General features: G+C 71.8%; 19 protein-coding genes. 14 read left to right on the forward strand and 5 right to left on the reverse strand.

Annotation, left to right across the window (positions count from 1 at the left end; genetic code table 11):
- Positions 1 to 496 precede the first annotated feature (496 nt).
- Positions 497 to 664: a hypothetical protein gene (locus tag LUW75_RS15940; protein ID WP_250336206.1), complete on the reverse strand. Its 168-nt coding sequence runs from the start codon at positions 662 to 664 to the stop codon at positions 497 to 499.
- Positions 665 to 1,273: 609 nt separating this feature from the next.
- Between LUW75_RS15940 and LUW75_RS15945 the strand changes: the two genes are divergently transcribed.
- The 3 genes from LUW75_RS15945 (at position 1,274) to LUW75_RS15955 (ending at position 4,519) form a co-directional block, all read left to right on the forward strand.
- Entirely contained in the window at positions 1,274 to 1,699 is a 426-nt protein-coding gene (locus LUW75_RS15945; protein ID WP_250336207.1) for a hypothetical protein, read from the forward strand.
- A gap of 8 nt (positions 1,700 to 1,707) precedes the next feature.
- Positions 1,708 to 3,852 carry a DUF6571 family protein gene (locus LUW75_RS15950; RefSeq protein WP_250336208.1) on the forward strand — a complete coding sequence of 715 codons (2,145 nt, stop codon included), beginning with the start codon at positions 1,708 to 1,710 and terminating at the stop codon, positions 3,850 to 3,852.
- 148 nt (positions 3,853 to 4,000) lie between these two features.
- Entirely contained in the window at positions 4,001 to 4,519 is a 519-nt protein-coding gene (locus LUW75_RS15955; RefSeq protein WP_250336209.1) for a hypothetical protein, read from the forward strand.
- Positions 4,520 to 4,586: 67 nt separating this feature from the next.
- On the opposite strand, the gene LUW75_RS15960 is transcribed toward LUW75_RS15955, so the two are convergent.
- From LUW75_RS15960 to LUW75_RS15970, 3 genes are read right to left on the reverse strand one after another with little or no spacing between them, the layout of a single operon-like run.
- On the reverse strand, positions 4,587 to 4,772 hold the full coding sequence (locus tag LUW75_RS15960) for a hypothetical protein (protein WP_250336210.1): 186 nt from the start codon (positions 4,770 to 4,772) through the stop codon (positions 4,587 to 4,589).
- Positions 4,769 to 4,927 carry a hypothetical protein gene (locus LUW75_RS15965; RefSeq protein WP_250336211.1) on the reverse strand — a complete coding sequence of 53 codons (159 nt, stop codon included), beginning with the start codon at positions 4,925 to 4,927 and terminating at the stop codon, positions 4,769 to 4,771. Before LUW75_RS15965 ends, LUW75_RS15960 begins: the two co-directional genes overlap by 4 nt.
- A gap of 26 nt (positions 4,928 to 4,953) precedes the next feature.
- A complete protein-coding gene (locus LUW75_RS15970) occupies positions 4,954 to 5,292 on the reverse strand; it encodes a hypothetical protein (protein ID WP_250336212.1) in 339 nt (112 codons plus the stop codon).
- A 168-nt stretch (positions 5,293 to 5,460) separates the two neighbouring features.
- Between LUW75_RS15970 and LUW75_RS15975 the strand changes: the two genes are divergently transcribed.
- The 6 genes from LUW75_RS15975 to LUW75_RS16000 all read left to right on the forward strand — a co-directional run bounded on the left by LUW75_RS15975 (position 5,461) and on the right by LUW75_RS16000 (position 12,477).
- Positions 5,461 to 5,721, forward strand: a complete 261-nt coding sequence (locus LUW75_RS15975) for a GntR family transcriptional regulator (protein ID WP_250336213.1) — start codon at positions 5,461 to 5,463, stop codon at positions 5,719 to 5,721.
- Between the two features lie 91 nt (positions 5,722 to 5,812).
- Positions 5,813 to 6,295 carry a VOC family protein gene (locus LUW75_RS15980; protein WP_250336214.1) on the forward strand — a complete coding sequence of 161 codons (483 nt, stop codon included), beginning with the start codon at positions 5,813 to 5,815 and terminating at the stop codon, positions 6,293 to 6,295.
- Positions 6,296 to 6,947: 652 nt separating this feature from the next.
- The gene (locus tag LUW75_RS15985; RefSeq protein ID WP_250337695.1) at positions 6,948 to 8,426 is read left to right on the forward strand and encodes an MFS transporter; all 1,479 of its coding nucleotides are present in this window, start codon (positions 6,948 to 6,950) and stop codon (positions 8,424 to 8,426) included.
- Positions 8,427 to 8,770: 344 nt separating this feature from the next.
- A complete protein-coding gene (locus tag LUW75_RS15990) occupies positions 8,771 to 10,555 on the forward strand; it encodes a DEAD/DEAH box helicase (protein WP_250336215.1) in 1,785 nt (594 codons plus the stop codon).
- 308 nt (positions 10,556 to 10,863) lie between these two features.
- Positions 10,864 to 11,508, forward strand: a complete 645-nt coding sequence (locus tag LUW75_RS15995) for an IclR family transcriptional regulator (protein ID WP_250336216.1) — start codon at positions 10,864 to 10,866, stop codon at positions 11,506 to 11,508.
- A gap of 180 nt (positions 11,509 to 11,688) precedes the next feature.
- Positions 11,689 to 12,477 carry a S16 family serine protease gene (locus LUW75_RS16000; RefSeq protein WP_250336217.1) on the forward strand — a complete coding sequence of 263 codons (789 nt, stop codon included), beginning with the start codon at positions 11,689 to 11,691 and terminating at the stop codon, positions 12,475 to 12,477.
- Positions 12,478 to 12,597: 120 nt separating this feature from the next.
- Here the strand turns inward: LUW75_RS16000 and LUW75_RS16005 are convergent, their stop codons facing one another.
- Entirely contained in the window at positions 12,598 to 13,089 is a 492-nt protein-coding gene (locus LUW75_RS16005; RefSeq protein WP_250336218.1) for an Lrp/AsnC family transcriptional regulator, read from the reverse strand.
- Between the two features lie 124 nt (positions 13,090 to 13,213).
- Here LUW75_RS16005 and hppD point away from each other — a divergent pair, with 124 nt between their 5' ends.
- From hppD to LUW75_RS16030, 5 genes are all read left to right on the forward strand, one after another.
- Complete coding sequence (gene hppD / locus LUW75_RS16010) at positions 13,214 to 14,359, forward strand: 4-hydroxyphenylpyruvate dioxygenase (RefSeq protein ID WP_250336219.1); 1,146 nt, start codon at positions 13,214 to 13,216, stop codon at positions 14,357 to 14,359.
- 513 nt (positions 14,360 to 14,872) lie between these two features.
- Complete coding sequence (locus tag LUW75_RS16015; RefSeq protein WP_250336220.1) at positions 14,873 to 16,240, forward strand: FAD-binding oxidoreductase; 1,368 nt, start codon at positions 14,873 to 14,875, stop codon at positions 16,238 to 16,240.
- A 225-nt stretch (positions 16,241 to 16,465) separates the two neighbouring features.
- Positions 16,466 to 17,896 carry an RDD family protein gene (locus LUW75_RS16020; RefSeq protein WP_250336221.1) on the forward strand — a complete coding sequence of 477 codons (1,431 nt, stop codon included), beginning with the start codon at positions 16,466 to 16,468 and terminating at the stop codon, positions 17,894 to 17,896.
- Between the two features lie 63 nt (positions 17,897 to 17,959).
- On the forward strand, positions 17,960 to 18,628 hold the full coding sequence (locus LUW75_RS16025) for an RDD family protein (RefSeq protein ID WP_250336222.1): 669 nt from the start codon (positions 17,960 to 17,962) through the stop codon (positions 18,626 to 18,628).
- Between the two features lie 536 nt (positions 18,629 to 19,164).
- A complete protein-coding gene (locus LUW75_RS16030) occupies positions 19,165 to 21,606 on the forward strand; it encodes an immune inhibitor A domain-containing protein (protein ID WP_250336223.1) in 2,442 nt (813 codons plus the stop codon).
- Positions 21,607 to 21,612: the final 6 nt, after the last annotated feature.

Here is a 21,612-nt window from a genome sequence, read left to right on the forward strand (position 1 = left end):
CATGCTCTTCGGCGGGCCCCTCCCCGCGCAGCTCTGGCGGCAGTCCTCCGGCTGCGCCGGAAACGCCACCGCCCTTACCGTGGCAGCTCGTGTCACCTTCACGGGCTTGCGGGGGACTTCCTCATCCGACGCGGCACCGAGGTCCCCGGCTATGACCCCGAATCTCTCACCGAGCAGCAGCGCAGTGTGGTGGAAGAGGCTCCGCAAGACCCCGCCCAGAACCTCTTCACCGCTTCCGAGCACCTTGCCCGGCTCAAGGCGGAGAGCGAGTTCGCCGACGTACCGGCGGAAGAAACGACCCCAGCCCGGTACCAGGAGCTTGCCGCGCGCCACAACGGCGGCCCGTACTGGCGGACCGACGACGCACGGGCCCACGGGCGTGGATTCACAAACAACCTGAACCAGGCAAGGAACGCACTGCGCTGATGACTTCCTCCTGCCATCCGGACGATGACCGTGGTTGCCTCCGCCTGGTCCTGGCCGTCCCCTTGGGTCTTCACACCCTCATCGCCGCGTTCTTCTGCTGGACGGCCCTGACCGTGCGCCCGTCAGGGTCCTGGGACGACGAGGCGTACGCCGGCATCGCCCTATCCTGCGTCCTCAGCACCGGGACTGCCATCGCGACCGTGGGACTGTGGTTGTTCCCATCGGTACGCCGGGTCATGGGCTGGTGGTGGGTGGCGCCGGCCGCCGTGCTCGGAATCGTGGCCGGGGCTCGATGGGGGACGGGAGGCTGAACCGCACCAGCGGTGGAGTGGGGACTTCGGGTCGTGCACGAGTGCGGGGCCCTCCTCGTGGCGGGTGAGGAAGGCCCGCCTCAGCCCAGTCGGTGTGGCGGGCGCGGGTGCAGGTGATGGAGAAGAACGGTCGCTCGTCGGGGGTGGGGGAACCGGACTTGTGGACCTCCTCCGCGGGGGTGCAGAACCCGGGGCCACCCGAATCGCACTCCTGGGTGCGGTCGGATTCCCCCGCGCTGGCGGCTGTCCGCTGCGTTGTGCGCCCGGATCCCATCGCCCGCCGTCCAAAAGGTCGAGCATGTCGGGGCCGGCGGGAACAGTGGTGCGCACGCCGTGCAGGCGTAGACGTTGAAGCCGAGGCCGGTCGGTCCCGTCGGGGTCGCTTGACCGGCCCGGATCGCATACGGATCCGGCCGTGGTCCGTGTCGTTCCGGCCGTTGGTGCCGCAGCGTCGTACCGATGACCGGAGTTCTTGGCGGGCGGGGTCTCCGTAGGCCCCTAGGGTGGGAATTCCTGACGGCCGATGGGGGAGGACGATGTCGTTCGAGGAAGAGTGGAGTGGCCTCAAGCGGGCAGCGGTAGAGCGCCGGACCGCCATGCGGCTCAACCAGCTCGCGTCCGCGGGCGGAGGCGGAGGCGGTACGGCGGACCTACGGTCCGCTCCGGAGAAGAAGCGGAAGGCCGCCGACGCCATCGAGAACAGGTTGGAGCGGGGCACCCGAGAAGCGGGGGACCTCGTCGACGAGCCCACGGGAGCGGCGGTCCGCGCCTTCGCCGGCTGGGACACGGCCGTCGGCCTGAAGAAGTCCCACGAGAAGTGGGAGGACCAGGTGAAGCGCCTCTTAGGACGCCTGACGTGGCACAAGGGGCAGCTGCGCAGCACCGTCACAATCCTGGGAAGCACCGATGTGGGTGTTCACCACACGATCCAGCGGCCGCAGTCGAAGATCTCGGGACTGTAGGGGGAGACGTGCCCACGTACCGGGAGATTTTGGAGATGGACTTCTCCGTCCTTACCAAGGCCGCCGACAGTTGGAAGAGCACTGCGGCGAAGTTCAAGACACTTGAGGACGTCTTCGCTCGCGAGGTGCAGACCGTCTCCACTAGCGGTGACTGGGTGGGGGAGAGCGCCAGCGCCTCCGTCAAGCCCTTCGCGGTGACGCGGCAGGAATACGATGCGGCGCAGAAAGAGGCGCTCGGCATGGAGTCGCTCCTGCGGGACGCCCACTCCACCTTCGTTCGACTCAAGGCCGACGTGAAGTCGGCCGTCGCCGATGCCGTGGACGCGGGTATGAAGGTCTCGGATGGCGGCGCCGCGAGCTACGACTTCGGCAAGGTCGACGCAGCCACGGCCAACAGCATCCGCCACGATCCGGACCTGCGGAACACGGAGCAGGCGTACACGAAGCGGATCACGGACGCGGTGAAGGCGGTCAACGACTTCGACGAGGACGTGAAGCGGGCCCTGATCAGCGCGACAGGTGCGGACGGCACCTCGCCCTTCGGGTTCAACTCCAAGCCGGTCGGCGACGTCGAGGCGGTGGAGGCGCTCGCCCTCACGGAGAAGATCCGTTCCGGCAAGGCGTCGCCCGAGGAGCTTCAGGAGTACCGGGACCTCCTCCGGCGGAACTCCGGCGACAAGCACTTCAGCGAGGCCTTCCTGCACGCGCTGGGCCCCAGGGAGACCGTGCTGCTGTCCGACCGGATGAACCTGGCGGCGCACGAGCGAGGAGTGTCCGAGGCCGACCGGAAGCTCTACGAGTCCATCAACGCGGGCCTCGCCTCGACGGTCGCCTCCGGCACCAGGGATCCGAACAGCTACGCCTACCGACCATTCGTCGACGGCCTCAAAGCCTTCGGCGACGACTCCTGGGGTGGGGTGAGGCCACTGCACGGGTACCAGGCCTTGGTGACCCTGATGTCGCACGGCGAGGGCTACGGCAAGGAGTTCCTCAACGAGATCGGCGAGGGGATTATCGCGGCCGAGAAGGCCCGCCCCAACATCTGGGTCCACGCCCAGGACGTCGAGCGGCCCAATCTCGCGGCCGATCCGCTGGACGGTCTGCTGAAGGTCATGAGCAAGGAGCCGGACGCGGCCACGTACTTCCTCGACCCGGAAGCGAAGGGCAACAAGAACGACCACCTCAAGTATCTGCTCACCGAACGGCAGTGGAGCAACGAGTACGTGGCGCCGCTGTACGGACCGCTGCAGGAGATCACCAATCCCCACCAGGGCTCCGGCCTCGGGGCCGCCCTCCAGGCCGCCGCGACCGGCCACGGGCCCGGCGAGAAGCTCGGGTCCCCCGGTCCCCACACCGAGGGCCAGGCCCGCGTCATGCACAACGCCATCAGGCTGCTTGACAGGGACGCGGGCGGCGACGAGTTCCCGGAGCACCTGGCCGGGATCCGCCAGCCGATGGCCAGGGCGCTCGCGGACTACGTGGCGGACACCCATCTGATCCTGGGAGGACAGGAATCCAGTCTCGGGGGCGTCGGTGGCAGCGAATCAATCCACGGAGCCGGGGACAAGGCGCACCTGGCCGTCGGTCAGGCAAGTCTCATCCGTGTGATGCGCGGCATCGCCGATGACGCTCCCTCCTACGCCTTGCTGTACGAGGCTGAACGCGTCTACGCCGCTGATCGGCTCGCCACTGTGCCGGAGTTCCATGGGAACAGAGTGCATGGGGACAGCTCGGAGTGGAACGACCGGGCGCGAGACATCGGCGTAGCGATGGGTGCCATCAACGGGATTGGTGCCGATGTGTATCAGGATAAACAGGATGAGAAGGTCGAATGGGCGGAGGATACCGCCGAATACTCGGCGATCGGAGCCAACGGCCTGATTGGGGAGATTCCGATTGTCGGCACAGTCGGCGGGGCTTTGGTCGACAGTATCAAGTACGACTGGGTGAAGGACGTGACTGCCGAAGCCGAGCAACAGGGGAAGCTCGACGCCAGTGAAAATTACGATCATTGCATGGGCGGTACCAACAAGCTGCTTGACCAGTGGGCTGCCAGTAGGGGTATTTCGGAGGATGGCGCCTTCAAGGAGGCAAAGAACAGTGCGAACGATGGGTACACGTCCGGGCGTAGTGCGGCTTCGAACCACTTGTGAACGTCGGCGCCCCCTTCGTGGGAATGCACGCGTCGCACTGCTTGTCGGGTTGGGGTTGTTAGCGACCTCGTGTGACGGCAATATCCGGGAGGGGTTGGCCGATAATTACCTGTGTCATCTTCAGTCGGAATCCGCAGAGAGGGATGCCGTGCTGAAGACGCTTGATGCCGATGAGGTCAGAACTACGATTTTTGCAGTGCCTTCCGATCTTGCAGAGGACGTGGAGAGTGAACTGCGGCGGCTGGAGTCCGGAAAAGACCCACTGCCTTCCAATTTGTGCCTGTTCGAAGGAGCGACGGATGACTCCGAGGGGTCCGTGCGCATCATGCTGCAGTGGGCTGCGCCGGGTAGAGGGAAGACGGCGGGACGCCCGCTGAGGGACGCCAGTCATTATGTGGTGAATGGTCTTCCCGCAGAAGCCAACGAAGGCGATGCCAAGCTCAGCTTCTCCTGTGTGATGCCAGGTGAGTTCCGCGATGCGTCGCGGAAAGCTCAGATGGTCGGGTGGGTATCCCTCACCGGTGGCCCCCGCAAGGGTTCCCAGAGGGACTGGGATGTCCGGCATGTGGCCTTGTCGTACCGCATGGCGCAGAAGGCCGTCGAAGTGCTGGGGTGTGAGAACAAGCCCCTCCAGGGCGACCCCGTGGTGAAGCCCGTCAAAGGGTGAGTGAGGACGACGACGCACCTCCGGGCGGGGCCTTCCTCCTGCGATGGGAGGGAGGCCCCGCCTCGGTTCAGTCGGTGCGGCAGGTGCAGGTACAGGCGAAGGAGAAGAACGGGCGCTCGTCGGGGCCGGGGGAGTCGGACTCGTACACCTCCACGGGGGTGCAGGGCTCGTGCTCGCCCGACTCGCACTCCTGCGTGCGGCCGGACTGTCTGGCGTCGGCGGCGATCTGCTCCTTGGTACGTCCGGGCCTCATCGCTCGCCGTCCAGGAGGTCGAGCACGTCGGGGACCGGTGGGAACAGCGGTGCGCAGGCGGGGCACGCGTAGACGTTGAAGCCGGGTCCGCTGGCGGAGTGGACTTCGGACACCACCACGGGTTCGTCCGCGATCCGGTCGCACCGCACGCACATCCGGACCGGCTTCCGTGCCGACGGGCTCACCGTGGGACCCCCGCCCCGTGCAGGATCCGTGTGTCCAGGTCGATGCCGAAGTCCGCCGCGAGGAGGAGGGTGAGCCTTCGCCTGGCCTGGTTCTCGCGGCGTTCGTGCGCCAGGAGGTAGGGGCGGACGAGGGGTGAGGCGTGGCCGTCGAGCGGTTCGGCCGACCCGTACGGGGAGCGGAGTCGCGGGAGGCCCGCCCGGGGGGCTTCCCACCGGGTAGGGATGTCGGTGATGCCGGGGGTGGGGGTGGGCCGGCCGGCGCCCGCCCGCCTTCGGCCGGAACCGGGGGCGAGTAAGCCCGGCAGCAGGCGCACCAGGGTGGGGATAATGCTCACTGTCGACGCTCCTAGAACAGCGTTGGCCATGCCCCGGGAGTCCTGGCCGACTCGCCGGGGTCTTCTGTGCGCCAACGTAACCGATGCCGAAAGTTGTCGGCAGTGGTAGACAGTGGTTGACAGTTGTTGGTGATGCACGGCCGTTGCTGGACGTTTACGTTCGCTTCCGTGACGGAGAAGATCAACCCCGGTGCGGCCGCCTACCACTACGAGCAGCTCGCGAACATCCTGGAGCGCAAGATCAGGAGCGGAGCGTTCGCCCTCGGCTCCCGGCTTCCCGGAGAGATGCTCCTGTCCCAGGAGTACGGCGTGGGCTCCAACACGGTGCGTCGGGCCCTCGACATCCTGCGCGAGCGGAAGCTGGTCGTGACCGTGCGGGCGAGGGGCTCGTTCGTGGTCGAGGAACTGCCCGGCTCCTCCGAGAAGTGACCGGCACACACCCGCGGCGTACCGGGGGATGAGTTCCGGGGCTCCGGCCGGTCTACCCGTGTGAGAGCACACGGAGGGAAGGAGCCCCGTCATGCAGCAGAAGATCACGCCGTTCCTGTGGTTCGACACCCAGGCGGAGGAGGCGGCCGAGCACTACACCGCGATCTTCCAGGACTCCCGGATCGTGAGGGCCGGCCGTTACCCCGAAGGCACCCCGATGCCGGCGGGCAGCGTGATGACCGTCGAGTTCGAGCTCGCGGGGCAGCGCTACGTCGCGATGAACGGCGGGCCCGAGTTCACGTTCAACGAGGCCGTCTCCCTTTCGGTGGCGTGTGAGGACCAGGAGGAGGTCGACTACTACTGGTCCCGGCTCGGTGAAGGCGGCGAGGAGGGGCCCTGCGGGTGGCTCAAGGACAAGTACGGGCTGTCCTGGCAGGTCACCCCGCGTGTCCTGGAGGCGATGATGGCCGACTCCGACCCCGAGAGGGCCGCGCGTGCCGCGAAGGCGATGATGGGCATGAAGAAGATCGACATCAAGGCCCTCCGGCAGGCGGTCGAGGGGACGGGTTCCTGACGCGGTCGCGCTCCCGGTGCGTCCCGGTGCGTATCGGTACACCTCGGCAGCCCCGGCCGGCTCGGTACGTCCAGGCCGCCCGGCTACCCCGGCCACCCCGGCCACCCCGGCCGGCCCTCCGGACGGCGGTCAGGCCGCGCCGATCGCTCCGCCCCACCCGACCGATCCGGCCGGAGCGGATCCAACCGGCCGGGCCCGGCCGAAGCGGGCCCGAACGGCCAGGGCCGGGGCAGGGTACGGGGTCGTACCGACGGGCGTTCCCGGCAACTGGGCGGTGTCCGTGTTCGTGGTGGTCGTGTGGTCGTGGCCCGGCAACTGGGCGGTGTCCGTGTTCGTGGTGGTCGTGTGGTCGTGGCCCGGCAACTGGGCGGTGTCCGTGTTCGTGGTGGTCGTGTGGTCGTGGCCCGGCAACTGGGCGGTGTCCGTGTTCGTGGTGGTCGTGTGGTCGTGGCCCGGCAACCGGACGGTGTCCGCGTCCGCCGCGGTCGTACGACCGGGGACCGGCCGTGCGGCGCTCGCGTCCGCCGCGGTCGTACGACCGGGGACCGGCCGTGCGGCGCTCGCGCCCGCCGCGGTCGTACGGCCAAGGACTGAGGACGGCCCCGCCGAATTACAGGAGTCAACCCGGTCCATGCCCCTTACCCTGGAGGTCATGAGCGCCCTGGACCCACCCGACACCACCCCCACCGACGCCACCGCCGACTCGCCCGCCGCCCCGCAGAAGGGCGGCGGCGGTGTGATGGACCGGGAGCACCGGGCGCTCAGCGTCGGCATCATCTCCGTCGTCCTGCTGATCGCCTTCGAGGCGACCGCCGTCGGGACGGCGATGCCCGTCGCGGCCCGGGAGCTGGACGGTGTGCCGCTGTACGCGTTCGCGTTCTCGGCGTACTTCACCACCAGCCTCTTCGGCATGGTGCTGGCCGGGCAGTGGGCCGACCGGAGCGGCCCGCTCGGTGGGCTCGCGACCGGGATCGCGGCGTTCGGAGCCGGACTGGTGCTGTCGGGGACGGCGGGCACCATGTGGCTGTTCATCGCCGGGCGGGCCGTGCAGGGCCTGGGCGGCGGGCTGGTGATCGTCGCGCTCTACGTGGTGGTCAGCCGGGCGTACGAGGAGCGGCTGCGGCCCGCGATCATGGCGGCGTTCGCGGCGAGCTGGGTCATCCCGTCCGTCGTCGGGCCGCTCGCCGCCGGGACGGTGACCGAGCGGCTGGGCTGGCGGTGGGTGTTCCTCGGCATACCGGTGCTCGTCGTCCCGCCGCTCCTGCTCGCCCTGCCCGCGATCCGCCGCACGGCGTCCGGACCCGCCGATCCGGACGCCCCGGGCGCGGGGTTGGACGGGCGGCGGCTGCGGTTGGCGCTCGGGATCTCCGTGGGCGCCGGGCTCCTCCAGTACGCGGGGCAGGACCTGCGCTGGCTGTCGGTGGTGCCCGCCGCGGCGGGCGCGGCGCTGCTCGTGCCGGCCGTGCGCGGGCTGATGCCGCGCGGCACGTACCGGGCTGCGCGCGGGCTGCCGTCGGTGGTGCTGCTGCGAGGTGTCGCGGCGGGCGCGTTCATCTCCGCGGAGTCGTTCGTGCCGCTGATGCTGGTCACCGAACGGGGCCTGAGCCCGACGCTCGCCGGGCTGTCGCTGGCGGTGGGCGGGGCGACGTGGGCGCTGGGGTCGTTCGTCCAGTCGTGGCCGCGCGCGGAGCCGTACCGGGAGCGGCTGACGGTGCTGGGGATGCTGCTGGTCGCGGCGGCGATCGCGGCCGTGCCGGCCGTGCTGGTCCCGGCGGTTCCGGTGTGGATCGTGGGCGTGGCCTGGGGCTTCGGCTGCTTCGGCATGGGCATGGTGATCTCCGCGACGAGCGTGCTGCTGCTGAAGCTGTCCCCGCCGGAGGAGACCGGGGCGAACTCTGCGGCGCTCCAGATCTCCGACGCCCTGGCGAACGTCCTGCTGCTCGCGGCGGGCGGCGCGGCGTTCGCGGCGCTGGGCGGCGGCTCGGCGGGTGCCGGCCACGGGGCGACCGGCGAGGGGGCGGTCGTCTCGCACCCGGCGGCCTTCGCGGCGGTGTTCCTGCCGATGGCGGTGGTGGCGCTGGTGGGGGCGTGGGTGGCCTCCCGGGTGGGAGGCGGCGAGCGGGAGCGGTAGCGCGGGCGGGTGGTACGAACACCCCCGTGCGGACACGGACCCCCGTGCGGACACGGACCCCCCGTGCGGCGGTGCGGTCCCGGCACGATCGGGAACCCGCGCCCCCGCTCCGGCCGTCGGCGGCACCGTCGGCCGGGGGGCCGGGGGCCGGGGGCCGGGAGGGGCCGGGTACGGGGCCGGGCGTCGCGGGGGCTTCCCGGACCCGCCGTGTGACACGGCTCGCACTCCGCGGGGCCGCGGTCCCGTCCCGGCCGGGGCGGGACGGGCACCGGTAGGGTGGCCCGGTTGTCGTACGTCGGCCGTGCGCACCCTCCCATGCGTCCGAGAGCACCGAATCGGAGACCGTGACTACTACCGCCTCCCATCACCTCTCTCCCGCCTTCCCCGGCCGCGCCCCCTGGGGCACGGCCGGCAAGCTGCGCGCCTGGCAGCAGGCCGCGATGGACAGGTACATCCAGGAGCAGCCCCGTGACTTCCTCGCCGTCGCCACCCCCGGCGCCGGCAAGACGACCTTCGCACTGACCCTGGCGTCCTGGCTGCTGCACCACCACGTCGTGCAGCAGGTGACCGTGGTCGCCCCGACCGAGCACCTGAAGAAGCAGTGGGCGACAGCCGCGGCGCGGGTGGGGATCAGGCTGGACCCGGAGTACAGCGCGGGTCCGCTCAGCAGGGACTACCACGGCGTCGCCGTCACCTACGCGGGTGTCGGCGTGCGCCCGATGCTGCACCGCAACCGCGTCGAGCAGCGCAAGACCCTCGTCATCCTCGACGAGATCCACCACGCCGGCGACTCCAAGTCCTGGGGCGAGGCGTGCCTGGAGGCGTTCGAACCGGCGACGCGGCGGCTCGCGCTGACCGGTACGCCGTTCCGGTCCGACACCAACCCGATCCCCTTCGTCACCTACGAGGAGGGGAACGACGGGATCAGGCGGTCGGCGGCCGACTACACGTACGGCTACGGCAACGCCCTCGCCGACGGCGTCGTCCGTCCCGTCATCTTCCTCAGCTACAGCGGCAACATGCGCTGGCGCACCAAGGCCGGGGACGAGGTCGCCGCCCGGCTCGGCGAACCGATGACCAAGGACGCCGTCTCGCAGGCCTGGCGCACCGCCCTCGACCCGAGGGGCGAGTGGATGCCGAACGTCCTGCGCGCCGCCGACCGGCGGCTCACCGAGGTGCGCAAGGCCGTTCCCGACGCCGGTGCCCTCGTCATCGCCTCCGACCAGGAGTCCGCGCGCGCGTACGCCAAGCTCATCCGGGAGATCACCGGGCAGGGGGCGACGCTCGTCCTCTCCGACGACGCGGGCGCCTCCAAGCGGATCGACGAGTTCAGCGAGGGCGACGACCGGTGGATGGTCGCGGTCCGCATGGTGTCCGAGGGCGTCGACGTGCCGCGCCTCGCGGTCGGCGTGTACGCCACGACGATCTCCACGCCGCTGTTCTTCGCGCAGGCGGTGGGGCGTTTCGTCCGGTCCCGGCGGCGCGGCGAGACCGCCTCCGTGTTCCTCCCCACGATCCCGGCGCTCCTCGGCTTCGCCAACGAGATGGAGGTCGAGCGCGACCACGTCCTCGACCGGCCGAAGAAGGAAGGGGGGGAGGACCCGTACGCCGAGTCCGAGAAGGAGCTGGACGAGGCGAACAGGCAGCAGGACGAGGACACCGGCGAGCAGGACGTGCTGCCCTTCGAGGCGCTGGAGTCCGACGCCGTCTTCGACCGGGTGATGTACAACGGCGCCGAGTTCGGCATGCAGGCCCACCCCGGCAGCCAGGAGGAGCAGGACTACCTCGGCATCCCCGGCCTGCTGGAGCCCGACCAGGTGCGGCTGCTGCTGCAGAAGCGGCAGGCCCGGCAGATCGCGCACAGTCGGCAGAAGCCCCCGGAGGAGGCCGACCTCCTCGAACTGCCCGCCGAGCGGCGGCCCGTGGTCTCCCACAAGGAGCTGATGGAGCTGCGCAAGCAGTTGAACACCATGGTCGGCGCGTACGTCCACCAGAGCGGCAAACCGCACGGCGTCGTCCACACCGAGCTGCGCCGGGTGTGCGGCGGTCCGCCGAGCGCCGAGGCGACGGCCGGGCAGATCCGGGAGCGGATCAAGAAGGTCCAGGAGTGGGCCACGAGGATGCGCTGAGCCCACCCCGCGGCGCGCGCCCCCAGGCCGCCCGGTTCCGGACACGGACCCGGGGGTGCCGCCCGGGGCGGGGAGCATATTCCGGGATCAAGTCCTCATCCGCGCCCGGATTCTGAACGGGGTCTTCCGCTGAGCGGATCCGGTCGTTACTGTCCGGGCACATGCGAACCGCCCCGTGGCAGCGCCGCCGCGGAGTGCAGCCGGTGCGCCATGGCCTGCCGGCGGCCTCTCGGTGCGACGCCCAAGGGACGGGTGTCACCTCCGCGTTGGGAGTGTCCGCCGTCACTCACTCCGAAGAAGGGGGCGTCGTGACCGCGGAAACCTCCCAGACGCTCGACCGGGGACTGCGCGTCCTCAAGCTGCTCGCCGACACCGACCACGGGCTGACCGTCACCGAGCTGTCCCACCGGCTCGGCGTCAACCGCACCGTGGTCTACCGGCTGCTCGCCACGCTGGAGCAGCACGCGCTGGTGCGCCGCGACCTCGGCGGCCGGGCCCGGGTCGGTCTCGGCGTGCTGCGGCTGAGCCGCCAGGTCCACCCGCTGGTGCGCGAGGCCGCGCTGCCCGCGCTGCGCTCGCTCGCCGAGGACATCGGGGCGACCGCGCACCTCACCCTCGTGGACGGCGCCGAGGCGCTGGCCGTCGCCGTCGTCGAGCCGACCTGGACGGACTACCACGTGGCGTACCGGACCGGGTTCCGCCACCCGCTCGACCGGGGCGCCGCCGGGCGCGCGATCCTGCAGGCCCGGCGGGCCGACGGCCTTCCGGAGCCGGGCTACGTCCTCACGCACGGCGAGCTGGAGGCGGGTGCGAGCGGCGCCGCGGCCCCGCTGCTGGGCGTGACGGGCGTCGAGGGCAGCGTCGGCGTCGTGATGCTGCTGGACGCCGTGCCGGACCGGATCGGCCCCCGCGTGGTCGAGGCGGCCCGCGAGGTGGCGGACGCCCTGCGCTGATCCCGCCCTCCTCGCCCTCCCGCCCGCGCCGCCTTCCTCACCCCTCTGCCCTCCTCGCCCTCCCGCCCGCGCCCTCCCGCCCGCGCCGCCCCGGGGCGGGCCGCCCTTCCCGCCGGCCCGCCCCGGGCGGCGCCGGGCAGGACCGTCCGGGGCGGTCCGGCGGGCCGATACATTGGGCGGGTGCTCTCCCGTCTCTCGCGGCCCCGTGCCCTGCTCCTGTGCGCCCTGCCCGTACTCGCGCTGCTCGCGGCGGCCGCGTTCGCGCCGCTGCCGTTCACGATCGCGGTGCCCGGATCCACGGCGGACGTGCTCGGGACGGACAAGGGGCGGCCCGTGATCACCATCTCCGGGGCGCCCGTGCGGAAGACCGGCGGGCAGCTGCGGATGACCACGATCCTGGCCACCGCGCCGCGCACCGAGATCGGCCTCGGGGAGGTCGCCCGCGCCTGGTTCCGCAGCGACCGGGCCGTACTGCCGCACGACTCGGTCTACCCGCAGGGCAAGACGGACCGGGAGATCGAGAAGCGCAACCTCGGACAGATGCGGGCCTCCCAGAACAGCGCCGTCGCCGCCGCGCTGAAGCACCTCGGCAGGAGCGGGAGGGGCGTCGAGGTGGAACTGCACCTCGCCGACGTCGGCGGCCCCAGCGCAGGCCTGCTGTTCTCCCTCGGCATCGTCGACAAACTGGCCGGCGACGGCGAGGGCGGCGACCTCACGGGCGGCCGGGTCGTCGCGGGTACGGGGACGATCACTCCCGACGGGGCGGTCGGCGCGGTCGGCGGCGTGTCGCTCAAGACGCAGGCCGCCGCGCGGGACGGGGCGACGGTGTTCCTCGTGCCGAAGGCCGAGTGCGACGACGCCCTGGCGACCCGGCCGGACGGGCTGCGGCTGGTCCCGGTGACGACGTTGGCGGACGCCGTCACGTCCCTGAAGGCCCTCGGCGACGGCGCCCGCGTCCCCTCCTGCTGACCCCGCCCGCGCCCGCGTCCCCTCCTGCTGACCCCGCCCGCGCCCGTACTCCCGTCTCCGTGCGCGCCCGCCGTACTCCCCACCCCCGCGCCCGCTCCCGCGCCCGCCGGTCGCACCGTGTCAGCCGCGCCGGGCCGGCGACTGGTCCGCGTCCGACGCCGCCTGCTCGACCAGCGGGATGATCCGCAGCGGTACCGGGTTCTCCATCACGATCGCGGTCGACGCGCGGACGATCCCGTCGAAGCCCACCACCAGGTCGATCACCCGCTGGAGGTCCGCGTTCGAGCGGGCCACCAGGCGGCACAGCATGTCGCCGTGGCCCGTGGTCGTGTGCAACTCCAGCACCTCCGGCACGCCCGCCAGGTGCTCCCGGATGTCCGCGCCCTGCCCCTGCTTGATCTCCAGCGTCGCGAACGCCGTCACCGGGTAGCCCAGTGCCGCCGGGTCCACCTCCGGTCCGAAACCCCTGATCACGCCGTTGGCCTGGAGTCGGTCCAGGCGCGCCTGGACCGTGCCGCGCGCCACCCCCAGCCGCCGCGACGCCTCCAGCACCCCGATCCTCGGCTCCCTTGCGAGCAGGGCGATGAGCCTGCCGTCCAGATGATCGATCAACTCGACCGCCTTTCAATGGTCATCCTGTACACAACGTCCGGTCATTCTGGTGTCCTGCTGTGCAGAGTGACCAGGAGAAGTGCGAAGTATTGCGCAGCTTGTGGAACGGGGGGAACCTGCCGATATGACTGAGACTCTGCATGACACCCCCGGCACCGCCCGGCAGGCCGACCCCTTCCCGGTGAAGGGCATGGACGCGGTCGTCTTCGCCGTCGGCAACGCCAAGCAGGCCGCGCACTACTACTCCACGGCCTTCGGAATGAAGCTCGTCGCCTACTCCGGACCGGAGAACGGCAGCCGCGAGACGGCCAGTTACGTGCTGACGAACGGCGCCGCCCGCTTCGTGCTGACCTCCGTCATCAAGCCCTCCACCGACCGCGGCCGCTTCCTCGCCGAGCACGTGGCGGAACACGGCGACGGGGTCATCGACCTCGCCATCGAGGTCCCCGACGCCCGCAAGGCGTACGCGTACGCGGTCGAGCACGGCGCCACCGGCGTCGAGGAGCCGTACGAGGTCGAGGACGAGCACGGCACCGTCGTCCTCGCCGCCATCGCCACGTACGGCAAGACCCGCCACACGCTGGTGGACCGCTCCGGCTACACCGGCCCGTACCTGCCCGGGTACGTCGAGGCGTCCCCGATCGTCGAGCCGCCGGCCAAGCGCACCTTCCAGGCCATCGACCACTGCGTCGGCAACGTCGAGCTCGGCAAGATGAACGAGTGGGTGGCCTTCTACAACAAGGTCATGGGCTTCACCAACATGAAGGAGTTCGTGGGCGACGACATCGCCACCGAGTACTCCGCGCTCATGTCGAAGGTCGTCGCGGACGGCACCCTCAAGGTGAAGTTCCCGATCAACGAGCCGGCGATCGCGAAGAAGAAGTCGCAGATCGACGAGTACCTGGAGTTCTACGGCGGTGCCGGCGTCCAGCACATCGCGCTCGCCACGAACGACATCGTCGCCACCGTGCGCACCATGCGCGCGGCCGGCGTGCAGTTCCTCGACACCCCAGACTCGTACTACGACACGCTCGGCGAGTGGGTCGGCGACACCCGCGTCCCGATCGAGACGCTGCGCGAGCTGAAGATCCTCGCCGACCGCGACGAGGACGGCTACCTGCTGCAGATCTTCACCAAGCCGGTCCAGGACCGCCCGACGGTCTTCTTCGAGCTCATCGAGCGCCACGGGTCGATGGGCTTCGGCAAGGGCAACTTCAAGGCCCTGTTCGAGGCGATCGAGCGCGAGCAGGCCAAGCGCGGCAACCTGTGACACCGCCGCCCCGCCCGGCCCCGCGGCCCCGAGGACCCCGCTCCCCGGGGCCGCGGGGCCGCGGCCGTTCCCCCGGGCAGGCCCGCCCCCTCTCCGGTACGCGCACTCCGGAACCGGTGCGCACCCGCCGGGCCGGTACGCGTCCTTCGGGCTGCCCCACGTCCTGCGGGCCGGTACGTCCTCCGGGCCGGCTCCGCCCGCCCGGCCGGGCACCGTCCCCTGCCGCCTGCCGCCTGCCGCCTGCCGCCTGCCGCCTGCCGCCTGCCGCCTGCCGCCTGCCGCCTGCCGTCCGCCGCCTGTGCGCCCGGGTGGCGCCGTCCGGACCTTCGCGCCGCCGTCCGCCCCGCCGCGCCCCACTGCGCGCCGGCCGTCCGTCTCCATCGCGCGCCCCGCCGCGAGCCCGCCGTCCGCCGCCCCTCGCCCGGCGTGCGTGCGGCCGTCGGCCCGGTCCGGGCGCCCACGGGCGGCGCACGCCCGGTTCACACCGGTGGTCCCCGGTGCCACGCTGGGGTGATGGACGACCTGCTGGGCCGGCTGCGCGCCGGCCTCCCCGCCGAGGCACTGATCACCGATCCGGACGTGACACCCTCCTACGCCGGCGACATGGCGGGTCTCTGCCCCGTCGGGGTCCCGGCCGCCGTCGTGCTGCCCCGCACCGTGGAGGAGGTGCGGCACGTGATGCGCACGGCCACCGCGCTGCGCGTCCCCGTCGTCCCGCAGGGCGCCCGCACCGGTCTGTCGGGAGCGGCCAACGCCGTCGACGGCTGCATCGTGCTGTCTCTGGTCAAGATGGACCGCATCCTCGACGTCAGCCCGGTCGACCGGACCGCCGTCGTCGAGCCGGGCGTCGTCAACGCCGTGCTGGCCCGGGCCGTCGCCGAGCACGGCCTGCACTACCCGCCCGACCCCTCCAGTTGGGAGACGTGCACCATCGGCGGCAACATCGGGACCGCCTCCGGTGGCCTGTGCTGCGTCAAGTACGGCGTCACCGCCGAGTACGTCCTCGGGCTGGACGTCGTTCTCGCCGACGGGCGGCTGCTGTCCACCGGCCGCCGTACCGCCAAGGGCGTCGCCGGGTACGACCTGACCCGGCTGTTCGTCGGCTCCGAGGGCACCCTCGGTGTCGTCGTCCGGGCGGTGCTCGCGCTCAGGCCGAAACCGCCCGTCCCCCTCGCCCTGGCCGCCGAGTTCACCTCCACCGCCGACGCGTGCGCCGCCGTCTGCGCGATCATGGAGCGGGGCCACACGCCGTCCCTGCTCGAACTGATGGACCGCACCACCGTCCACGCGGTCAACCGCCTCGGTCATATGGGCCTGCCCGACACCACCGCCGCGCTGCTGCTGGCCGCGTTCGACACCCCGGACCCCGCCGCCGACCTGGCCGCCGTGGGGGAGCTGTGCCGCGCGGCCGGGGCCACCGCGGTCGTCCCCGCCGAGGACCCCGCCGAATCCGAGCTGCTCCTCCAGGCGCGCAGGATGTCCCTGCCGGCCATGGAGGCGGTCTCCACCGCCACGATGATCGACGACGTGTGCGTACCCCGCTCCCGGCTCGCCGAGATGCTCGACGGCACGGCCGCCATCGCCGCCGAGCACGGCCTGACCATCGGCGTCTGCGCCCACGCGGGCGACGGCAACACCCACCCCGTCGTGTGCTTCGACCGCACCGATCCGGACGAGACCCGGCGCGCCCGCGCGTCGTTCGACGCCATCATGGCCCTCGGTCTGGAACTGGGCGGCACCATCACCGGGGAACACGGCGTCGGCCTCCTCAAGCGGGAGTGGCTCGCCCGCGAACTCGGCCCGGTGGGTCTCGAACTGCAGCGCGAGATCAAGCGGGTGTTCGACCCGTTGGGCCTCCTCAACCCGGGCAAGGTCCTCTGACTCTCCGTGACTCCGCACCCGGGCCGTTCCGGCGCGTCCGCGGGAGGAAGGGCGGCTCTCCGCCCCACCGCCAGGCACTCCTCCCCGGCGGACCGTCGTCACGTTGGGTGACGACATCGTGACCGAATGGGGGGCCTCTGTCGCGGAGCGGCCCGGGGGCGTCCGGCGGTCTGATAGATGTGGTGCCGTGAAGTGAGGCCCTCGAGGAGATACGGGACCACGGTGATGAGCGCCCCAACTCCGGCAACCGGCGACGGCAGCCCCGAAGCCGGTTACTACCCGGACCCCTCCATCCCCGGCTACATCCGATACTGGAACGGTGCCGCCTGGGTGCCGGGTACGAGCCGCCCGGCGCCCGCGGAGGGCGAGGCCGCCCCGGTGCCGCCGGCTCCCGCCGCGCCCTCCCGGGTCCCGGCCGTCGAGGAGACCGGGCCGGTCTTCCTCGACGAGGAACCCGGGGTGGCGTCCGAGCCCGGTCCCGGCACCCCGCCGGAACGGGAGGCGGGGCCCGAGCCGGCGTCCGCGTGGCAGGCCGACATCTCCCGCCAGCGCGGCCTCGAAGGCGACCGGGACCTCTCGTGGGGCGCGGCCGGCCTGCCGGACCCCCGGGTGCCGGCCGCCGACCCGGCGGGCGGCGGGCCGCCCGGCGTACGGCGGGCGGAACCGGAGCCGGAGGCGCGGACCGCCCCCGGCGGCGCGACGGCCGCGCGGGCGTCCGAGGCGGAGGCGTCCCGCACCCCGGACGCCCCGGCCCCGCACGGCCCGCACCCCCAGCTCCAGGGTCCGCAGGCCCAGGTGCCGCAATCCCAGGGTCCGCAGGCCCCCGCGTACGTCCCGGTCCCGACTCCGGCGGCCCGGCCGCAGCCGTCCTCCGCGCACCCGGTCCCGCCGCAGGCGGCCGCCCCCGCCCCCGCGGCCCCGGTCACCTCCGCTCCCGGTGGTGCCGCCCTCTCCTGGGCGCAGCAGGTCCACCGACTGGCCCAGCCCGCCCCCGTGCAACCGCAGCCCGCCCCCGTTCCGCCGCAGCCCGCCCCCGTGCAACCGCAGCCCGCTCCCGTGCAGCCGCGGCCCGGCTCCGGCCTGCCGGGGGAGGACGTCGCCGAGCAGCCCGTCGTCCCGTGGAAGCCGCCGGTCAGCGACCCGTTCCTGCGCGCCGCCCAGGAACGGGCCGCCGCGCGGCCGGCCGGGCTCGGCAGGCGGTTCGCCGCGCGCCTCGTCGACAGCCTGGTGCTCGGCGCGCTCGCCGGGGCGGCGGGCACGCCGTTCGTGCTGAACGCCGTCGACCACATCACCGCCAAGATCGAGCAGGCGGAACGGTCCGGCGAGACGGTCAGGGTGTGGCTGGTGGACGGCACCACCTCCGTCCAGTTCGGGATCGCCCTCGGCATCCTGCTGGTGCTCGGCGTGCTGTACGAGGCGCTGCCGACCGCCAAGTGGGGCCGGACGCTCGGCAAGAGGCTCTGCGGGACCGAGGTGCGGGGCATCGAGTCGCACGAACCGCCGTCGTTCGGGGCGGCGCTGCGCCGCTGGCTGGTGTACGGGGTACTCGGCCTGACCGGGATCGGCGTGCTCAACGTGGTGTGGTGCCTGTTCGACCGGCCGTGGCGTCAGTGCTGGCACGACAAGGCGGCCGGCACGTTCGTGGCGGGGCGCTGACGCCTTCCCCCGAACGGCACATGACCGGATGCGGGAGCCGGTGGGTCGGGATGCACTGCCCCCATGAGCAACGAACCGCCGACGCCCGGCCCGCCCCCCGAGGACGATCCGTTCCGCAAACACCCGCAGGAGCCGCCGCCACCCCCACCGGGCGGCGGCACGCCCCCGCCCCCGCCGCCCCCTCCGCCGCCGGGCGGTGAGGGCCCGTACGGCGGGGGCCCGTACGGCTACGGAGGCGCCGATCCGCTCGGCGGGATGCCGCCGCTCGCCGACACCGGCAAGCGGGTCCTGGCGCGTCTCGTCGACTGGCTCGTCATCGCCGTACCGCTGGCACTCATCGGCATCCCCTTCGGCGTCTACTCCCGGGTGAGTGACGAGTCGGCGAGCCTCGGCGACGTGTGGACGTCGGGCAACACCGGCGGACAGTGGCTGTTCCAGCTCCTGTCGATCGCGGCGTACGTGGCGTACGACACCTTCATGACGGCGAAGCGGAACGGCCGGACCCTCGGCAAGCGGATGACCGGCCTGCGGGTCGCCATGCTCGACGACGGCAGCGTCCCCTCGGTGAGCACCGCGCTGACGAGGGCGCTCGTGCTGTGGCTGCCCACGCTGATCTGCTGCGCCTGCCTGTGGCCGCTGCTGCTGCTCGTCCTGATCCTGGTGGACAAGCCGTACAAGCAGGGCCTGCACGACAAGGCGGCGAAGACCGTCGTGGTGTCGGAGACGGGATGACGGCCGCGGGTCCGGCGCCCGCCCCGCCGAACCCGCTTCCCGCCCCCGACCCGCCTCTCCCGGATCCGCTTCCCCCCGGGTTCGCATCCCCCGGGATCCGCTTCCCCGGGTCCGCTTCCCCGGACCCGCTTCCCCCGGGACGCTCGCGAAAGCGCGGGGAGGTCGCGGGGGAGGCCGCGTGCCGCGTCCGGCGGTGCGCGCCCGCCTTCCGGGCGTTCACCCCACCCGTCCGGTACGACCGGGGCTCCGTCAGGTGGGGGTGATCAAGACGTCAACGGTCATGACGGGCGGGCGGGGAGGCGGGGCGGCGGTCGACGGCGGTCGGGGGCGAGACGGGCGTCGCTCCGCGCGGCGGGCGCCGGTCTGTCCGGTATGCGGATCAGGTGTCCACATAGGGTATGCGGCCCGTGGAAGTCAAGACTGTCTTTTTTTGCGTAAGTCCGGTCGAATGTCGTCACTTGTGGCGCGACACCGCACGCGAATAATCACGTAACCCCCCGTTCGTGTCAGCGGTGCGCAGGGGAGGAAACAAACAAGTGACCAGCAGACGACGGGCGTTCCGCACGTCCGCGGTGTTCGTGGCCCTGGCCGCGACCGCCGCCACCGCCGGGACCCTCACCACGGCGGCCCACGCCGACAACCGTCCGGAGACGGGCATCGAGCGCCACGACCCGGCGCCGGGCGCGGGCCACGGCCACGCCCACGACAAGGCCGCGGGCGTCGACCACGACCTCGAGGGCCCGTTCACCGAGCAGCAGGAGAAGCAGCGCGAGGCGGCGCTGGAGCAGGTCCTCTCCGGCGAGTCCAAGGTGGAGCGCCGCGGCGCCTCCAAGGTGGTCAAGCTCGACGACAAGAAGTACGTCGAGCTCGGCCGGGAGAAGACCGACAAGATCTTCACCATCCTCGTCGAGTTCGGCGACAAGGTCGACAACGAGACCCTCGTCGACCGCAAGGACGACGACACCGACGAGCTGAAGCCCAAGTTCGGCGGCGCGCCCGGTCCGCTGCACAACGAGATAGCCGAGCCGGACCGGTCGAAGGACAACTCCACCGCCTGGCAGGCCGACTACGACCGGGACCACTACCAGGACCTGTACTTCGGCACCGGCAAGGACGAGGACGGCAACGAGAAGCACTCGCTGAAGACCTACTACGAGCGCACCTCGTCCGGCCGCTACTCGGTCGACGGCACCGTCTCGGACTGGGTCAAGGTCGAGTACAACGAGGCCCGCTACGGCTCCAACTACTGCGGCCAGACCAACTGCTCCACCGTCTGGGACGCCGTCCGCGACGGCGTGACCGCGTGGACCGCCGACCAGAAGGCGGAGGGCAAGTCCGACGCCGAGATCAAGGCGATGCTGGCCGAGTACGACCGGTGGGACCGCTACGACTTCGACGGCGACGGCGACTTCAACGAGGCCGACGGCTACATCGACCACTTCCAGATCGTCCACGCGGGCGAGGACGAGTCGGCGGGCGGCGGCGCGGAGGGCACCGACGCCCTGTGGGCCCACCGCTGGTACGCGTACGGCACCGACGCCGGCAGGACCGGCCCGGCCGGCAACAAGGCCGGCGGCACGCAGATCGGCGACACCGGCATCTGGGTCGGCGACTACACGATGCAGCCGGAGAACGGCGGCCTCGGCGTCTTCGCCCACGAGTACGGCCACGACCTCGGCCTGCCGGACCTCTACGACACCTCCGGCCGCGCGGGCGCCGAGAACTCCACCGGCTTCTGGTCGCTGATGTCCGTCGGTTCCTGGCTGGGCACCGGCAAGGACGCCATCGGCGACCTGCCGGGCGACATGACCGCCTGGGACAAGCTGCAGCTGGGCTGGCTCGACTACGAGAAGGCCAAGGCCGCCACGGAGTCCAGGCACAAGCTGGGCGTCGCGGCGTACAACACCAAGGACCCGCAGGCGCTCGTCGTCGAGCTGCCGAAGAAGAAGGTCACCACCCCGATCGTCAAGCCGGCCCAGGGCGCCACCCAGTGGTGGAGCAACATGGGTGACGACCTCAAGAACACCCTCACCCGCTCCGTCGACCTGACGGGCAAGTCCAAGGCCGAGCTCTCGCTCGACGGCTGGTGGGACATCGAGGCCGAGTACGACTACCTGTACGCCGAGGTCTCCACGGACGGCGGCGCCCGGTGGACCGCCCTCGACGGCACCGCCGACGGCACCCCGATCGCCAAGGACGCCGGCGGCGCCACCGGCCTGACCGACGTCTCCGGGTCGTTCAAGAAGCTCGTGTACCCGCTCGACGCGTACGCCGGCAAGAAGATCGACATCCGCTTCCGCTACCAGACGGACGGCGGCGTGGCCCAGAAGGGCTTCGCGGCGGACAACATCGTCGTGACGGCCGACGGCGCCCCGCTCTTCGCGGACGACGCCGAGACCCAGGCCGCCGGCTGGACGGCGAAGGGCTTCTCCCGCGTCGGCGAGGCGATCACCGACGAGTACCCGCAGTACTACATCGCGGAGAACCGCCAGTACGTCTCCTACGACAAGACCCTGAAGGTCGGCCCGTACAACTTCGGTTTCGCGGGCGACAGGGCCAGCTGGGTGGAGCACTACCCGTACCAGACCGGCCTGCTGGTCTGGAAATGGGACACCTCCCAGAAGGACAACAACACGGCCGTCCACCCCGGTGAGGGCCTCGTCCTCCCCGTCGACGCCCACCCCAAGCCGCTGACCTGGGCCGACGGCACGCTGATGCGCAACCGCGTCCAGTCCCACGACGCGCCGTTCAGCCGCTTCGGCACCGACCGCATCACGCTGCACAAGGCGGACGTCCCGCAGCGGATCGGCGGCCTGCCGGGCAACCCGGTCTTCGACGACCGCAAGGGCGTGTACTGGTTCGAGAGCAACCCGCGCGCCGGTGTGAAGGTGTCCGACACCAACACCCGGATCGCGATCACCGAGCAGCCGCGCCACGGCCGCACGATCACCGTCCAGGTGGGTCCGTCCACCAGGTGACCTAGG

Origin of the sequence: Streptomyces sp. MRC013, from assembly GCF_023614235.1 — a bacterium.
Classification (GTDB): Bacteria; Actinomycetota; Actinomycetes; order Streptomycetales; family Streptomycetaceae; genus Streptomyces.

Excerpts from the sequence above, each read along its gene's own strand:
- LUW75_RS15945 (WP_250336207.1), top strand. The coding sequence starts at position 1,274 with ATGTCGTTCGAGGAAGAGTGGAGTGGCCTCAAGCGGGCAGCGGTAGAG.
- LUW75_RS16015 (WP_250336220.1), top strand. The coding sequence starts at position 14,873 with ATGGACGACCTGCTGGGCCGGCTGCGCGCCGGCCTCCCCGCCGAGGCA.
- LUW75_RS15980 (WP_250336214.1), top strand. The coding sequence starts at position 5,813 with ATGCAGCAGAAGATCACGCCGTTCCTGTGGTTCGACACCCAGGCGGAG.
- LUW75_RS15965 (WP_250336211.1), bottom strand. The coding sequence starts at position 4,927 with ATGTGCGTGCGGTGCGACCGGATCGCGGACGAACCCGTGGTGGTGTCC.
- LUW75_RS16025 (WP_250336222.1), top strand. The coding sequence starts at position 17,960 with ATGAGCAACGAACCGCCGACGCCCGGCCCGCCCCCCGAGGACGATCCG.
- LUW75_RS15940 (WP_250336206.1), bottom strand. The coding sequence starts at position 664 with ATGACCCGGCGTACCGATGGGAACAACCACAGTCCCACGGTCGCGATG.
- LUW75_RS16020 (WP_250336221.1), top strand. The coding sequence starts at position 16,466 with ATGAGCGCCCCAACTCCGGCAACCGGCGACGGCAGCCCCGAAGCCGGT.
- LUW75_RS15960 (WP_250336210.1), bottom strand. The coding sequence starts at position 4,772 with ATGAGGCCCGGACGTACCAAGGAGCAGATCGCCGCCGACGCCAGACAG.
- LUW75_RS15985 (WP_250337695.1), top strand. The coding sequence starts at position 6,948 with ATGAGCGCCCTGGACCCACCCGACACCACCCCCACCGACGCCACCGCC.
- hppD (WP_250336219.1), top strand. The coding sequence starts at position 13,214 with ATGACTGAGACTCTGCATGACACCCCCGGCACCGCCCGGCAGGCCGAC.